The 14,775-nt window shown below is 64.2% G+C and carries 14 protein-coding genes; 11 read left to right on the forward strand and 3 right to left on the reverse strand.

Annotated features, from left to right (window positions below; all coding sequences use genetic code 11):
* The first annotated feature begins 4 nt into the window (after positions 1 to 4).
* The 6 genes from KJP28_RS08940 to KJP28_RS08965 all read left to right on the forward strand — a co-directional run bounded on the left by KJP28_RS08940 (position 5) and on the right by KJP28_RS08965 (position 6,567).
* The gene (locus tag KJP28_RS08940; protein WP_218392208.1) at positions 5 to 1,009 is read left to right on the forward strand and encodes a LacI family DNA-binding transcriptional regulator; all 1,005 of its coding nucleotides are present in this window, start codon (positions 5 to 7) and stop codon (positions 1,007 to 1,009) included.
* Positions 1,010 to 1,164: 155 nt separating this feature from the next.
* The gene (locus KJP28_RS08945) at positions 1,165 to 2,121 is read left to right on the forward strand and encodes a TAXI family TRAP transporter solute-binding subunit (protein ID WP_218392209.1); all 957 of its coding nucleotides are present in this window, start codon (positions 1,165 to 1,167) and stop codon (positions 2,119 to 2,121) included.
* Entirely contained in the window at positions 2,118 to 2,594 is a 477-nt protein-coding gene (locus KJP28_RS08950; protein WP_336245324.1) for a DUF1850 domain-containing protein, read from the forward strand. Before KJP28_RS08945 ends, KJP28_RS08950 begins: the two co-directional genes overlap by 4 nt.
* Complete coding sequence (locus tag KJP28_RS08955) at positions 2,591 to 4,567, forward strand: TRAP transporter permease (protein ID WP_218392210.1); 1,977 nt, start codon at positions 2,591 to 2,593, stop codon at positions 4,565 to 4,567. The genes KJP28_RS08950 and KJP28_RS08955 overlap by 4 nt, the downstream gene beginning before the upstream one ends.
* 66 nt (positions 4,568 to 4,633) lie before the next feature.
* On the forward strand, positions 4,634 to 5,893 hold the full coding sequence (locus KJP28_RS08960; protein ID WP_218392211.1) for an aminotransferase class V-fold PLP-dependent enzyme: 1,260 nt from the start codon (positions 4,634 to 4,636) through the stop codon (positions 5,891 to 5,893).
* A 101-nt stretch (positions 5,894 to 5,994) separates the two neighbouring features.
* On the forward strand, positions 5,995 to 6,567 hold the full coding sequence (locus tag KJP28_RS08965; protein ID WP_218392212.1) for a nucleotidyltransferase family protein: 573 nt from the start codon (positions 5,995 to 5,997) through the stop codon (positions 6,565 to 6,567).
* Positions 6,568 to 6,610: 43 nt separating this feature from the next.
* On the opposite strand, the gene gatB is transcribed toward KJP28_RS08965, so the two are convergent.
* A complete protein-coding gene (gene gatB, locus KJP28_RS08970; RefSeq protein ID WP_218392213.1) occupies positions 6,611 to 8,125 on the reverse strand; it encodes an Asp-tRNA(Asn)/Glu-tRNA(Gln) amidotransferase subunit GatB in 1,515 nt (504 codons plus the stop codon).
* Positions 8,126 to 8,487: 362 nt separating this feature from the next.
* Here gatB and KJP28_RS08975 point away from each other — a divergent pair, with 362 nt between their 5' ends.
* The 3 genes from KJP28_RS08975 (at position 8,488) to KJP28_RS08985 (ending at position 10,860) form a co-directional block, all read left to right on the forward strand.
* Complete coding sequence (locus KJP28_RS08975) at positions 8,488 to 9,099, forward strand: transglycosylase SLT domain-containing protein (RefSeq protein ID WP_218392214.1); 612 nt, start codon at positions 8,488 to 8,490, stop codon at positions 9,097 to 9,099.
* 196 nt (positions 9,100 to 9,295) lie between these two features.
* A complete protein-coding gene (locus KJP28_RS08980) occupies positions 9,296 to 10,033 on the forward strand; it encodes a dienelactone hydrolase family protein (RefSeq protein ID WP_218392215.1) in 738 nt (245 codons plus the stop codon).
* Positions 10,034 to 10,119: 86 nt separating this feature from the next.
* On the forward strand, positions 10,120 to 10,860 hold the full coding sequence (locus KJP28_RS08985; RefSeq protein ID WP_218392216.1) for a sulfotransferase: 741 nt from the start codon (positions 10,120 to 10,122) through the stop codon (positions 10,858 to 10,860).
* Here the strand turns inward: KJP28_RS08985 and KJP28_RS08990 are convergent.
* Positions 10,857 to 11,588 carry a gamma-glutamylcyclotransferase gene (locus KJP28_RS08990; protein WP_218392217.1) on the reverse strand — a complete coding sequence of 244 codons (732 nt, stop codon included), beginning with the start codon at positions 11,586 to 11,588 and terminating at the stop codon, positions 10,857 to 10,859. The two genes, KJP28_RS08985 and KJP28_RS08990, sit on opposite strands and share 4 nt — an antisense overlap.
* Complete coding sequence (pepN, locus tag KJP28_RS08995; RefSeq protein WP_218392218.1) at positions 11,588 to 14,194, reverse strand: aminopeptidase N; 2,607 nt, start codon at positions 14,192 to 14,194, stop codon at positions 11,588 to 11,590. Before pepN ends, KJP28_RS08990 begins: the two co-directional genes overlap by 1 nt.
* Positions 14,195 to 14,307: 113 nt before the next feature.
* On the opposite strand from pepN, the gene KJP28_RS09000 reads away from it, so the two are divergent.
* Positions 14,308 to 14,499 (forward strand): hypothetical protein, encoded by a 192-nt coding sequence (locus KJP28_RS09000; protein ID WP_218392219.1) that lies wholly within the window; start codon positions 14,308 to 14,310, stop codon positions 14,497 to 14,499.
* A 79-nt stretch (positions 14,500 to 14,578) separates the two neighbouring features.
* Entirely contained in the window at positions 14,579 to 14,710 is a 132-nt protein-coding gene (locus KJP28_RS09005) for a DUF2256 domain-containing protein (protein ID WP_218392841.1), read from the forward strand.
* Positions 14,711 to 14,775 lie beyond the last annotated feature (65 nt).

The raw sequence follows: 14,775 nt of genomic DNA on the forward strand, positions 1-14,775 counted from the left end.
TGGAATGACGGCCAGGGCAAGGATCAAGGACGTGGCGACGCTTGCGGGTGTGTCCACGGCCACCGTGAGCCGGGCGCTTTCGTCGCCGGACAGTGTCGGTCCGGCCACGCGCGAGCGGGTGATGGAGGCGGTGAAGGCCACGGGCTACCGCATCAACGCCGCCGCGCGCGATTTGCGGCAACGGCGTGCGCGCTCGATCCTGATGCTTGCGCCGAACCTGTCGAACACCTTTTTCAGCCAGATCATCGCGGCGGTTCAGGACGTGGCGAGCGAGGCGGGGTTGACCGTGCAGATCTCGGACAGCCGGATAGGGCGGGAGCGGCTCGTGTCGCTGGGCTACGACGGGCGGGCGGATGGAATCGTCCTGCTCGACGGGAACCTCGCCCCGGACGTGGTGAACGGTTGGCACCTGCCGCTGATCCAGCTGTCGGAATGGAACGATGCCTACAACGCGCCCCGGCTTGGGATCGACAACCGGGCCGCGGCGCATCTGGCAGCGGGGCATCTGGCCGCGCTGGGCCACCGGACCGTGCTGCATGTGAGCGGGCCGGAGGACAACGTGCTCGCGGTGACGCGCCGCGCCGGGTTTCTGGAGAAGGCCGGAGACCTCGGGTTGGAGACCGGAGTGTTCGAAGCGGATTTCACGCTCGAAGCCGGGGCCGAGGCCGCGCGGCGTTGGGCCGCTCTGGACGCGCGCCCGACCGGGGTGTTCTGCGCCTCGGACGAATGTGCGCTCGGCTTCATCTCGGAATGCGTTCACATGGGATTCGATGTGCCGGGTGACGTGTCGGTGATGGGCTTCGACGATATTGATTTCGCCGACAGGTTCCTTCCGGCCCTGACCACCATCCACCAGCCGCGCAAGCGCATGGGGGCGGCTGCCGCCGAACGGCTGATCGAGATGATGCAGGGGGCGCAGGGCAAGGGCCGGCATTCAATCTCCGCCGCGCCAACCCATATCGACGCGACGCTGGTCGAACGCGATTCGACGGGGCCTGTTCCAGGCTGATCTGCCCGACCGGCGGTCCGCGCCGGTTTGGTCGCGCCCTATGCGGCAATGTTGACTGGACGGCGGAAGGTTGTTTTGCTGGCGTCACTCGGAACCAAAAACAAATGCCGAGCGTGCGACCCATGACGGGCGCACAGATAATCTGGGAGGATTACATGAAAGTATTCAGTGTGATTACCGCTGTTGCCCTGCTGGCAGCGGCCCCTGCCGTTGCGCAGACGTCGTTGTCGGTTGCGACCGGCGGGACCGGCGGCGTTTACTACCCCATGGGGGGCGGTCTGGCCGAAGTGATCAACGGGAAGGTCGAAGGCTACAGCGCGACCGCCGAAGTCACCGGGGCCTCGGTCGAGAACATGGGTCTGGTCGCGACCGGCGACGCCGATCTGGCGATCGGGCTTGCCGACACGGTTTACCAGGCGCAAACCGGCACGGGCCGGTTCGAAGGCCAGCAGCTCGACATGATCCGGGGCATCGCGTCGATGTATGCGAACATGATCCAGATCGTGGCGCTGGCCGACAGCGGGATCACGTCGCTCGAGGATATCAAGGGCAAACGCGTGTCGATCGGTGCGCCGGGGTCCGGGACCGAGGTCAATACCGCGCAGGTTCTGGAAGCGGCCGGGATCACCTATGACGATATCGAAGAGCAGCGGCTGAATTTCAACGAGACTGCCGATGCGCTTGCCAATGGCGATATCGACGTCGGGTTCTGGAGCGTGGGCGCACCGACGTCTTCGATCCTGAACCTTGCCACGACGAACCAGATTACGGTGCTTCAGCTGACCGACGAGCAGATCGCGGCGGCGCAGGAGATCCAGCCGCTGTTCGCGAGCACGACGTTGTCGGCCGGTATCTATGAAGGTGTGGATGACGTGAACGTGCTTGGCGTGCCGAACGTTCTGGTCGCCTCGTCAGAGATGTCGGACGATCTTGCCTATACGATCACGAAAGCGATGTTCGAGAATATCGCGGATCTGCAGGCCGTGCATCCGGCAGCGAACCAGACCACGGTGGAGTTCACGCTCTCGGCGACGCCGATCCCGCTCCATCCGGGGGCGATCCGGTATTACGAAGAGGCGGGGGCGGAGATCCCTGATCGTCTGCGTCCGTGACGCGGAGAGTCGGGGGAGCGCTTCTGGCGCTCCTCCTATCCAATCCGACATTGCCGGCATCTGCCGGAACGCTGATCGCCGCGCGTGTCGACGGGGGCGAGGTTCTGGCCCGGTTCGAGGTGGACGAGGGCGCGGGCTGGTGCGTGCTCTGGCGGCATTCGGTGCAAGGCTTCGAGGTCGAGGATTGCTACGTGAACCGCGCGGGGCGGATGGTTCTGGACCGCTCGCATCTGCCGGATTTCGCGGCCGGGCTGGACCATATTCCGGGCCGTGGCGTGCAGGTGTCTGACGGGCAGGGCGGCTACTGGATCGAGGATCTGGACGAGCCGGTGCCGGGCGATGCCTATGTCCTGCGCCCCGGTAGCATGGCGGTGGATCACCGGTTGCGCGTCGGGGACCGGGTCGTGTCGCTCTCGGCCTTGGCGGAGCATGAGCGGGTGCGCATATCGCTTGCGGGCGGTGAGGGGTCATGACCGATACCGACGAACGCCACGACGCCTACCCCGCGCCGCATTGGGTGGTGCTGCGGCTGATCGCCATCATCGGGATCGCGTTTTCGCTGTTTCAGCTCTATGCCGCCGGGATCAGGCCGCTCGGGCTGTTCTATCAGCGGCCCATTCACCTTGGCTTCGTTCTGGTCCTTTGCTTCCTGATCTACCCGGTGACGGGTAAGACGCGTCGGCGCGGCGTGTTCGGTTGGCTGATCGACGGGCCACTGATCCTCGGCGGCGTGCTGGTCGGGTTCTGGGTGCCTTGGAACATCGACACCATCGCCAATGCGATTTTCCCGCGCACCATCGACGTGACCATCGGGATCATCACGACGATCATCGTTCTGGAAGCCGCGCGACGGGCCGTGGGGGTGGTCATGACGATCATCGGCGCGGTGTTCGTCGTCTATGCCTTCGCCGGGTCGCGGGGGGCGATGCCGTTCCTTGCGGATTGGATGCCGGGTATCCTGAACCATCGCGGCTATTCGATCGAGCGGGTGGCGAGCCAGTTGACGCTCGGGGCGGAAGGGCTGTTCGGCATACCGCTTGGCGTCGCGGCCACGTTCATCTTCGTCTTCGTGCTGTTCGGCGCGTTTCTTGAAGTGACCGGGGCGGGCAAGTTTTTCATCGACCTCGCCTATGCCGCGACGGGTCGGCAGCGGGGCGGGCCGGCGAAGGCGGCGGTGATCGCGTCGGCGGGCATGGGGTCGATTTCCGGCTCGGCCATCGCCAATGTCGTGACCACCGGGGCCTTCACCATTCCGCTGATGAAGCGATTGGGCTACCGCCCCGCGCAGGCGGGCGGGATCGAGGCGGCGGCTTCGACCGGCGGGCAGATCATGCCGCCGCTCATGGGGGCGGGGGCGTTCCTGATGAGCGAGTTCACGCAGGTGCCCTATATCGAGATCGTCCTGGTCTCGATCTTCCCGGCGATCCTCTATTTCGGGTCTGTCTATCTGCTCGTCCATATCGCCGCCGTGAAGCTCGGGCTGGAAGGCATGCCGTCTGCCGATCTTCCCAAGGTGCGCGAGGTTATGGCGCAGGGCTGGCATTTCCTGCTGCCGCTCGGGGTGCTGCTTTATTTCCTGATCGCGGGTTATTCGCCCATGCGGGTCGGGTTCTTTGCGGTCGTGTCGATCGCGCTCGCCGCCTCGGCCCGCGCGCTTTGGCATTTCGCGACCGAAGGTCCGACCTTCGCCAAGCTCGTCGCGCTCGCGCGGCGGGGGCTGTCGCTCACGCTCGAGGCGCTGGAACTGGGGGCGCGGAACGCGGTCGCGGTGTCGATGGCCTGTGCGGTGGCGGGGATCATCGTCGGTGTCGTTGGCCTCACCGGGCTGGGGCTCAAATTCTCGGCCATGATGCTCGCGTTTTCGGGCGGGAACATGGTGCTGGCGTTGCTTCTCGTGCTGATCGCGAGCCTGATCCTCGGGATGGGGTTGCCGGTGACGGCGGCCTATATCGTGCTCATCATCCTCGTCGGCCCTGCTCTGACCAATGAGTTCGGCGTGCCGCTCCTCGTCGCGCATCTGGTGGTGTTCTGGTATTCGCAGGACTCGAACGTGACGCCACCCGTGGCGCTTGCGGGGTTCGCGGCTTCGGCCGTGGCCGGGTCGAAACCGATGGAGACGAGTTTCCAAGCGTGGAAATACGCCAAGGGCCTCTACCTGATCCCGCTGTTCATGGTCTTCAACGAAGCGATCATCGTCGGCGGTCCGCTGCCCTTGGTGATCTGGAACGGGGCGATTGCGATCGTGGCCCTCACGGCCTTCGCCGCGATGCTCGAAGGGCATCTGTTTGCGCCGATCCCGCTTTGGCAGCGCATCGCACTGGCCCCCGCGATCCTCGCGGTGTTCTGGTCGGACATCACCATCGAGGCCATTGGTGTGGTCGTCATCGTCGGATTGCTTGCGCTCAATCGCTTCTCGGAGGGGCGCCGCGCGGAAACCGGGGCTTGAACCTTGCCGCGCCTGCACGCATCCATGTGAGACCGCGAACCACCAGACCCAGACATGGAGCCGCCTGTGACCCACATCACGCCTGATCTTCTGACCGACATCCGCGCCAAGTTCGCGCATGTGGACACCTGTCCGTTCGACGGGGAGCGGATATTCTTCGAGAACGCGGGCGGTGCCCTGACGCTCAACACCGTGGTCGAGACCTCGGGCAAGATGGCGGCGATCCCGGACAACCAGGGCCGCGACAACCCGGCGTCTGCGGCATTGCAGAACATGATCGACACCGCCAAGGCGGATATGCAGGTGTTTTTCGGTGCGCCGAGCAACCGGTTCTTCGTGGGCGAGAGCGGCACGGAGCTTCTGTTCCGGCTGATCCGGGCGGCGTGTCTTGGGACGCCGGAGGGAAAGGTGCTGGGGTCCACGCTCGAACATCCGGCGAGCCGGAGCGCCTGTGACCGCTGGGCGAAGATCGCGGGCAAGCCGTATGTCACCGTCGGGCATGATGATGCGAGGGGGTCGGTTTTCGCCGAAAACTACGCGCCGGAGGTCACGCCGGATACGGTGGTCGCGACGATCCTGCACACCTCGCCGGTCACTGGCATGGCGGTGGACGTGGCGGCGATTGCCAAGGCGATCCGCGCGGTCGCGCCGGAATGCATCATCATCGTCGATGGTATCCAGCACGCGGCACACGGGCGGCTCGATATCGAGAGCTACGACATCGACGGTTACGTGATCTCACCCTACAAGGTGTTTTCGCGCCATGGCTACGGCGTGGCGTGGATGTCGGAGCGTTTGGCGGGGTTGTCCCACGATCACCTCTTGAACGCACCGGGCGAGCCGTGGGAGTTGGGGACGCGCGACACCGGGGCTTATGCGACCTTCTCGGACGTGGTCGGGTATTTCGACTGGCTCGGCGCGCAGGTGTCGGACGAGAGCGACCGGCGCGCCCGGATCATGGCGGCGGGCGAGGCGATACATGCGCAGGAAAAGGCGCTGACCGAGGCGATGCTGCATGGCACCGGGAACCTCAAGGGGCTGGCCGAGTTCGAGGGCGTGACCATTCTGGGGGGCGTGGACAACCCGCTGCGCGAGGGGCTGGTGTCTTTCGCGCTCGATGCGATCCCGGCACCTGAGCTTGTGTCGGCGTTGCGCGAGCATGGGGTGCGGGTTCACACGCGGAAGGCGGATCATTATTCCGGCAATATCCTCGACCCGCTGGGCATGGCGCATTGCGTACGGGTGTCGATGTGCCACTACAACAGCGAGGCCGAGGTGGCGCGGTTCCTGCAGGCGATGAAGGACATCACCGAAGCGAAGGGCTGATGTCGTCCCTCAAGGCGTGACGCCTATCCGATGGGAGAGGCATGTTTCGCGCCCGAAGCGTGGTATCTTCGCGCGGATACCGACACGGCCTGGAGATATGGATGCACGACCATGATCCCGAGGACCGACCCGCGCTCCGGGCCGGAGACCTGATACGGTGCCTCGCGCGGTTCGATGTGCGCTGGGTGCTGTGCGGATCGCAGGTGCTTGCGCTTCACGGTGCGAAGTTCACTCCCAATGACCTCGACGTCGTGCCGGACCTGACGCCCGAAAACCTCGAGCGGGTCGCTGCCTGTCTCGAAGACCTGGGGGCGACTGCCGCCTATCTCGAGGGGTGGGGCGGGGCGCGGGGGACGATGGACGCCTGCAAGGCTTGGCGGCCGTGGCCGGCGACGGCGGAGAACCTCGATTGGCTGTTCGTCACGCGGTTCGGGATGCTGGATATCGTCATCAAGAAGGCCGACAGCTACGCGGCCCTGATCGAGGGGGCGACATGGGAGGCGGTGGATGGTGCGGAGTGCTGGGTCTGTGACCCTCGCAAGGTGCTTGCCGCGCTCGAAGGTCGCCGCCGGGCCAAGGACCACGCCCGCCGCGCGGCCTATCGCGAAATGCGCCAAGTGTTCGGGATGCCCGATGAGCTTGGCGAACAAGGCTCCGCCGAGCCGATGCCGTGAGCATCGCCTGAGATGCGGTCAGAAGCGTCGGATCGGACCGAATTCAGAGGCCGAGCTTGGCGGCGACGATTTCGTTCACGGCTTTGGGGTTGGCCTTGCCGCCCGTGGCTTTCATCACCTGACCCACGAACCAGCCTGCGAGTTTCGGGTTCTGCTTGGCCTTTTCGACCTGTTCGGGGTTGGCCGCGATGACCTCGTCCACGGCGGTTTCGATCGCGCCTGTGTCCGTGACCTGTTTCATCCCGCGTTCTTCGACGATCTTCGCCGGGTCGCCGCCCTCGGTATAGACGATTTCGAACAGATCCTTGGCGATCTTGCCGGAGATGTCGCCCTTGGTGATGAGCGCGATGACGCCGCCGAGTTGTTCGGGGCTGACCGGGCTTTCGGTGATGTCCTTGTCGTCTTTCTTGAGCCGTCCGAAAAGCTCGTTGATGACCCAGTTGGCGGCGAGCTTGCCGTCGTTGCCGTCAGCGACTTTCTCAAAAAAATGCGCGCTCTCGACGTCTGCGGTCAGGACCGAGGCATCGTATTCGGACAGGCCGAAATCCTTGACGAACCGGGCCTTCTTCTCATCAGGCAGTTCCGGCAGACCCTTTTCGATATCGTCCACCCAGCCTTGTTCGATCTCGAGCGGCAGGAGATCGGGGCAGGGGAAGTAGCGGTAATCGTGCGCCTCTTCCTTGGATCGCATCGAGCGGGTTTCGTTCTTGTCCGGGTCGTAAAGGCGGGTTTCCTGATCGACGGTGCCGCCGTCTTCGACGATGGCGATCTGGCGGCGGGCCTCGTAGTCGATGGCGGCCTGAATGAAGCGCATGGAGTTCATGTTCTTGATCTCGCAGCGGGTGCCTAGATGTGAGAAATCCTGTGTCTCCTGATAGCGTTCGTAATCGCCGGGGCGACAGACCGAGACGTTGACGTCGGCGCGCAGGTTGCCGTTCTGCATGTTGCCGTCGCAGGTGCCGAGGTAGCGCAGGATCTGGCGCAGCTTGGTGACGTAGGCGGCAGCCTCTTCGGGGCCGCGGATGTCGGGGCGCGACACGATTTCCATGAGCGCGACGCCGGTGCGGTTGAGGTCGACGAAGGACATGTTCGGGTCCATGTCGTGAATCGACTTGCCCGCATCCTGTTCGAGGTGGATGCGTTCAATGCGCACGCGGCGGGCCACGCCGGGCGCCATGTCCACGATCACTTCGCCTTCGCCCACGATCGGGTGGTAGAGCTGCGAAATCTGGTAGCCCTGCGGCAGGTCGGGGTAGAAGTAGTTCTTGCGGTCGAAGGCGGAGAAAAGGTTGATCTCGGCCTTGAGGCCAAGGCCCGTGCGCACCGCCTGCTCCACGCAGAATTCGTTGATGACCGGCAGCATCCCCGGCATCGCCGCGTCGACGAAAGCGACGTTCGAGTTGGGTTCGGCCCCGAATTTTGTGGACGCGCCCGAGAACAGTTTGGCCTTGGACGAGACCTGCGCGTGCACTTCCATCCCGATGACGAGTTCCCAATCCTCTTTCGCACCGGCGATGACGGTGGGTTTCGGGGTCTCAAAGGCGAGATGGTCGAGCATGGTCCGCGTCCTCTTGATCGGGTCTGGGGCGTTCTAGGCCAGCGTCCGCGAGCGTGCAAGAGCGGCCCGCGCCGCCGTCAGGAGAGGCGGAGGGCGCGTTTCATGTCGGCCAGCACTTCGCCCTGCTCGGCGGATGGGCCATTGCCAGCCTCGGCGACGTCTTTTGCCAACCCGCGCGGCGACCGTGTCTCCAGACGCGACAGTAGGGTTGCGGGGGCCGTTTGGTTGCATAAATCGAACTCCGCGTCCCGGATTTGAGCGAAAAATGGCTGAAATGTGGCAAAGGCCTCTGCCGGGAGCTTGATTTTGCGGTTTCGGGCGTGTTTCTGCCCGCGACCGCAACAACGGACGAGATTTTTTACATGGGACTTAAAACCGTACTCATGGGAGGATTGGTGGCACTCACGGCAGGGTGTGCCCAAATGGACGTGGAAGAAGTGTTCTCCTCGAAGAGCGACGCCTCCGTCCCGATGACCATGCGCTGGGATCACAAACCCCACGGCGCGGTCTGGACCAAGGCCACCCTGGATGCGTTGGACACCCACGGCACGAACCTGACCGCCATCATTCCGGCGGATATCGACACCTGGTGCCCCGGCTATCGCGAACAGAATCTTGATGGGCGCAAGGCATTCTGGACCGGGCTTCTGTCCAGCCTGACGTTTCACGAAAGCACCTGGCGGCAGACCGCCGTGGGCGGGGGCGGCAAATGGTATGGTCTGACACAGATCCTGCCGTCGACCGCACGGCTTTACGGCTGTCAGGCGCGCTCGGGCGCGGCATTGAAGGATGGGGCATCGAACCTGTCCTGTGCGGTGCGGATCATGAACAAGACCGTCGCGCGTGACGGCGTGGTCAGCCACGGGATGCGCGGTGTCGCTGCGGACTGGGGCCCGTTCCACAGCTCGAAGAAGCGCAACGACATGATCGCATGGGTGCGCGAGCAGCCCTATTGCCAGGCATCGTCGAGCTGATACGGCAGAACAGACAGGCAAAACATGCACGAAGGGCGCTCCGGGAGGGGCGCCTTTTTTCGTGTCGGTTCGTGCCTGTCCCGGTCGCGGGGTCGTGAATGGCCTTGAACGCGCGAGGGCTTAGGGAACGGGGCGCTCGGGTTACACTGGCGTCGGGCTGTGCCCGAAAGTGTCAGACAAAACGATCGGAGGAACCATGCGCAACATTTCATTCGCCGGTGCCGCGCTGCTGCTCGCGGCCCCGGCTGTCGCCGAGGACGTGAGTTACAGCGTCGACGGTGAGACTTTCACCGGCTATTTCGCCAAGGCCGATGCGCCCAAGGGGCTGGTCCTGATTGCCCACGACTGGGACGGGATGACCGATTACGAACGCGAACGCGCCGACATGCTGGCCGAGATGGGCTATGACGCATTCGCGCTCGACATGTTCGGGGACGACACGCCGACCGACACGATGGATCATCGCATGGCCGCGACCGGCACGCTTTACGAGAACCGGGACCGGATGCGCGCCTTGATCGAGGCGGGCGTGTCGCAGGCGATGGAACGGTCGGAAGCTGATGCGATGGTGGTGACGGGCTATTGCTTCGGCGGGGCCGTGGCACTGGAAATGGCGCGCAGCGACATGGCCGACATGGCGGCGGGGTTCGCCACGTTTCACGGCGGGCTGTCCACGCCGGACGGGCAGGGCTGGGGCGGTGACGAGCCGCCGGTCATGGTGTTTCACGGCGGGGCGGACACGTCGATCACGATGGAGGATGTGGCGGGCTTCGCAACGGAGATGGAAGCGGCCGGCAATACTTACACCATCGAGGTCTATTCCAAGGCACCCCATGCCTTCACGGTGTTCGGATCGGACCGCTACCAGGAGCGCGCGGATGCCGCGTCCTGGGAGGCGTTCTCGGGCTTTCTGGCCGAACGGCTTTCGGGCTAACGGCCCTGCTGCCTGACGGCGCCGTCTGTTTCCCCTACCGCGTGATTGCGATATCACGGCGGGCGGGGGCAGGCAGGAGAGGCGTCATGCAGGGCATTTTCGTGGTCGGCACGGGCCGGTCGGGGACGCATTTCACGATCCGGTTGCTCGAAGGATTCTCGGGGGCGCATGACCCCCTGGCGGGGGTCGAGAACAACGCGGTCCTCATGGATATCGCCAAGGCCGCGATTCACCATCGGATGCCATCGGAGGCGACCGCGGATTACTACCGGCGGCAGATGCTTTACCTGAACGGCGTGTTCCTCGACCAGCACCACCCGAACCTGTTTTTCGTCGAACACTGGGCGGCAATGTTTCCGGGACTGGTGTTCCTCTACCCGGATCGGCCGGCCTATCAGGTCGTCGCTTCGATGCTGAGGCATGGGGGCGTGATGAGTTGGTATCGCCACGCGGGCGCGTGGCAGGACGACGCCAAGCCCCGCGTGCCTTTCCCGAACCGTTTCCTCGGGCTGGATCGGTTCGAAGACATCGAGGCGCTGCCGAAGCATTTGCTGTGCGCGCATCGGGTATTCGCCCACCGTCGCGCATTTCTGGACCGGGAGGAGGCCATGGGCGGTGCGTTGCGCCGGGTGGATTACGAGGCGCTGGTGGCGGACCCGGAGGGGGCATTTCGGCGGGTGTTTACAGAAGACGAGCAGGCGGCGCTGGGGGACTTCGAGCTTGTGGAGGAGCCTCGGGCAGGGTCGCTTAAGAAGTATCTCGATGTTCTGACCAAGGACCAGATCGACGAGATTGAGGCGTTGGAGGGGGCGGCGTTCGGGCGTTAGCCGCTGTTGCCTCGCAACGCCACGACCCGCGCGTAGAGGTCTTCGACATAGGCATCGCGCACGTCGAGTTCGACGAGGTGCGCACGCAGGTTGTCCAGATAGGCGAAATTGCTGCCCAGGTCCCCTTCGGCAACGGCGATCATGCGGGCCTGATCCTCGATCGGGATATCCGGGACGATGTTGTCCTTGGTGTGGTCGGCGACGAAGGTGAGCGCCGTCAGCGCGCCGAAATCGGTGGAGACCTCCACCCATGTCGGCACGTAGCCTTCGGCGATCATTTCGCGTCGGAACAGCACGAAGGTTTCGTGTTCGATCCTGTCCTGGGCGATGCGAAAGGCCAGACCGTGACAGCCCGAACCGGCGCCGTTCGCGTCGATCCCGAGCATCAGTCCGGGTTGATCGGGCGACCCGCGCGCGCCGTCGTCCCACATGCAGAACGCCCGCGCATGGTCGGGCGTATGGGCGCGGCGCACCTCGGCGAAGATCATGGCGGGGTCCCACATGAGCGAGCCATAGGCGAAGACCCAGAGATCGCCGCCGCGGTGGTCGTCGATGACCGCCTTGCGGCCCGCTTCGCGAATGTCGTCCGGCGTGCGCCAGTCCGCCGGTTGCCCTGCCGCCACCAACCGCGCGTCAAGTTCGGCCAGGTCCAGATCGCGAAAGAACGAAGCATCCGCCGGGGCAATCCTGTCGCGCAGATTGGGGTGGTGGCGGAAGGGATCGTCCATCAGGCGTTTCTGATCCGGGTCACCATTTCGGTCGTGTCGCGGCTGAGGCCGTCGGTCGCAAGGATGCGGTCGAGTTCGGACTTGATAAGCCCTTGCCGGTCGGCGTCGTAGCGTTTCCACGTCTCGAACGCGCCGGACATGCGGGCGGTGATCTGCGGGTTCAGCGGGTCGAGCCTGATGAGCCAGTCTGCGAGCAGGCGGTAGCCGGAGCCGTCTTTCTGGTGAAAGCCCGCCGGATGCCCTGCGAAGGCCCCGAAGACCGAGCGGAAGCGGTTCGGGTTCTTCATGGTGAATGCGGGGTCTTCGGTCAGGCGCTCGACGGTGGCTGCCGCGTCTTCGGGGTCGGCATGCATGATCTGGAGCATGAACCATTTGTCCATGACCAGCGCGTCGTCCTTCCAACGCTCGCGGAAGGTGGCGAGCGGGCCTTCGGCCTTACCCGCGTCCAGCAGGCAGGCCAGCGCGCCGAGGCTCAGGGTCATATTATCTGCGCGGTCCCATTGCGCTTGTGCAGCCTTGCCGCCGTCGAGCCGGGTGGCGAGTTTGAGAAGGCCCAGCCCGAGCGCCCGTTTGCCGGATTGTTCGGCGTTGGAGACGAACGGTTCGGTCACCTCCATATCCGCCATCAGCCGGGGCAGGAGGTCTTGCAGATGTTCGGCGCGTGCCTGTTTCAGCGTTTCGGCGGCGTTGTGGATGGCATCTGGGTCCGGGGTCACTCCTGCGTCGAACAGGGTCTGGGCAAGGTCGTCTTCGCCCGGCATCTGGAGCGCGAGCGCCCGGAACGCCGGGTCCAGGTCGTCGTTGCGCAGCATGGTCGCAAGCGCGTCGAGGTAGAGCGATTGCGGCGTGTCTTCGCCTGTCACAAGGCCCACCAGCACCTCTTTCGCGAGCGACCGGCCCGCTTCCCAGCGATTGAAGGCGTCGGTGTCGTGGGCGAAGAGGAAGGCGCGTTCCTCTGGCGGGGTTTCACGGGTGAGGATCACCGGGGCCGAGAAATGGCGCAGGATCGAGGGGGTCGGGCGGTACGACAGGCCCTCGAACGTGAAGGTCTGGGTGCCTTCGGTCATTTCGAGCACTTTTGTCGCCTGCACCTCGTCTCCGTTGGGGCCGAGCAGGCCCACGGCGATGGGGATGAGGAAGGGTTCCTTCACATCCTGACCCGGCGTGGGCGGAGTCGTCTGGGTGAAGGTGAGTTGATAGGTCCCGTCGTCCCAGTTCTCGGTCACGTCGAGGCGCGGGGTGCCCGCCTGCTTGTACCAGCGTTTGAACTGGGTGAGGTCGCGGCCCGTCGAATCCTGAAACACCGTGAGCCAGTCGTCGATGGTGCAGGCCTGTCCGTCGTGGCGGTCGAAATAGAGGTCGAGCGCCTTGCGGTAGGCGTCGTCGCCCACGAGCGTTTTCAGCATACGGATGATCTCGGCGCCTTTTTCGTAGATCGTCGCGGTGTAGAAATTGTTGATCTCGACGAAGCTGTCGGGCTGCACCTGATGCGCCAGCGGGCCGTTGTCCTCGCGGAACTGGCGGCCACGGAGCGCAATCACGTCCGAGATACGGGCCACGGCTTCGGAGCGGACATCGGCGGTGAAACTCTGGTCACGGAAGACCGTCAGCCCCTCTTTCAGCGACAGTTGAAACCAGTCGCGGCAGGTGATGCGGTTGCCGGTCCAGTTGTGGAAATATTCATGCGCGATGATCGCCTCGATCCGCTCGAAATTCGCATCCGTGGAGGTTTCGGGCGAACAGAGCACGGCGGAGGTGTTGAAGATGTTCAGCCCCTTGTTCTCCATCGCGCCCATGTTGAAGTCGGACACGGCGACGATCTGGAAGATGTCGAGGTCGTATTCGCGGCCATAGACCTCTTCGTCCCACTTCATCGACTTCTTGAGGGCTTCCATGCCGAAGGCGGTCTTGCCCTCGTCGCCGGGGCGAACCCAGAGTTTCAGGTCCACGTGTTTGCCGGACATCGTGGTGAAGCTGTCTTCGCGCGCGACGAGGTCACCTGCCACGAGCGCGAAGAGGTAAGCGGGCTTGGGCCATGGGTCGGTCCATTCGCACCAGCCGTCGCCTTCGCCGGTCGGGTTGCCGTTGGACAGCATCACGGGTTCGTCGCCCTCGATGCGGACGGTGAAGGGGGCCATGACGTCGGGGCGGTCGGGGTAGTAGGTGATCTTGCGGAAGCCTTCGGCCTCGCATTGCGTGCAGTACATCGGCTTAATTGCTGGCAGGCTATCGCGCCCACTCGCGTTGCTCTCTCCCACGTCCTGCGGCGACATGTAGAGACCTTCGAGCGCGGTGTTGTTCTTGGGGTCGATCTCGACCTCGGCTTCCCACACGAACGGGGCGTCCGGCACGTCCGCCTCGATGCCGTTTTCGACATCGCGAACGTCGATATCGCTGCCATCGACACGTGAAGATATGAGTTTAAGTCCTTCGCCATGAAGGAAAAAGCGCTTGGACGCCGCGTCCGGGTTCGGGCGGAACGAAATGCGTGAGATCACGCGGGTCGCGGTCGGGTCCAGCCGGAAGGTGAGATGCACGTCGTCCACGAGGTAAGCGGGCGGCGTGTAGTCGGTCAGGTAGATCGGCTGCGGAGATGCGTCTTTCATGGCTCACCTTTTCGGGAGGATGTGAACTGTAGCGGTTCTCCTGACGTTATGTGTGTGACTGACGGGCTACAAGAGCAGGCCCGCGCAAACATAAGACGGGAAGGAACACAGATATGTCAGCACCCACCACCAATACGGAACGCGAAACGCGCCGCCATGCGCCCTCGCTTTTCGGCATCGCCATCGCGGTCTTGATCGGCGGGATCATGGGGGCGGCAATTACCTTCACCGCGATCGACCGTTCCGACGAGGTCGCGGCGGATCAGCCCGTCATGGGCGAAACCAACGATTCCACGACCAACTGATTTCAGACAGGCCCCGGCGAACCTCACCCAGCGCGTCGGGGCCTTTTTTACGAAAATGCCCCCGAAACCTGCCAGAAAGATGCGCAAGAAGGCCGATTTGCCGGTCAAGACCTGTGCGCGGTGTGGCCGTTCCTTCACGTGGCGGCGCAAATGGGCGCGGGTCTGGGACGAGGTGCGCTATTGCTCCAAGGCCTGTCGTCGCGCAGGGTAGACGAGCCAAGGTTTTTCGCTTGTTTCCTATCGGAAACTTTCCTAAGCCCGGTGTGTTGTCGAACA

The organism is Maritimibacter dapengensis, from assembly GCF_019218265.1.
GTDB lineage: Bacteria > Pseudomonadota > Alphaproteobacteria > Rhodobacterales > Rhodobacteraceae > Maritimibacter > Maritimibacter dapengensis.

Bases quoted from the DNA above. Each gene is read 5' to 3' on its own strand.
- KJP28_RS08940 (WP_218392208.1), top strand. From the start codon at position 5: ATGACGGCCAGGGCAAGGATCAAGGACGTGGCGACGCTTGCGGGTGTG.
- KJP28_RS08945 (WP_218392209.1), top strand. From the start codon at position 1,165: ATGAAAGTATTCAGTGTGATTACCGCTGTTGCCCTGCTGGCAGCGGCC.
- KJP28_RS08955 (WP_218392210.1), top strand. From the start codon at position 2,591: ATGACCGATACCGACGAACGCCACGACGCCTACCCCGCGCCGCATTGG.
- KJP28_RS08965 (WP_218392212.1), top strand. From the start codon at position 5,995: ATGCACGACCATGATCCCGAGGACCGACCCGCGCTCCGGGCCGGAGAC.
- gatB (WP_218392213.1), bottom strand. From the start codon at position 8,125: ATGCTCGACCATCTCGCCTTTGAGACCCCGAAACCCACCGTCATCGCC.
- KJP28_RS08975 (WP_218392214.1), top strand. From the start codon at position 8,488: ATGGGACTTAAAACCGTACTCATGGGAGGATTGGTGGCACTCACGGCA.
- KJP28_RS08980 (WP_218392215.1), top strand. From the start codon at position 9,296: ATGCGCAACATTTCATTCGCCGGTGCCGCGCTGCTGCTCGCGGCCCCG.
- KJP28_RS08985 (WP_218392216.1), top strand. From the start codon at position 10,120: ATGCAGGGCATTTTCGTGGTCGGCACGGGCCGGTCGGGGACGCATTTC.
- KJP28_RS08990 (WP_218392217.1), bottom strand. From the start codon at position 11,588: ATGGACGATCCCTTCCGCCACCACCCCAATCTGCGCGACAGGATTGCC.
- pepN (WP_218392218.1), bottom strand. From the start codon at position 14,194: ATGAAAGACGCATCTCCGCAGCCGATCTACCTGACCGACTACACGCCG.
- KJP28_RS09000 (WP_218392219.1), top strand. From the start codon at position 14,308: ATGTCAGCACCCACCACCAATACGGAACGCGAAACGCGCCGCCATGCG.
- KJP28_RS09005 (WP_218392841.1), top strand. From the start codon at position 14,579: ATGCGCAAGAAGGCCGATTTGCCGGTCAAGACCTGTGCGCGGTGTGGC.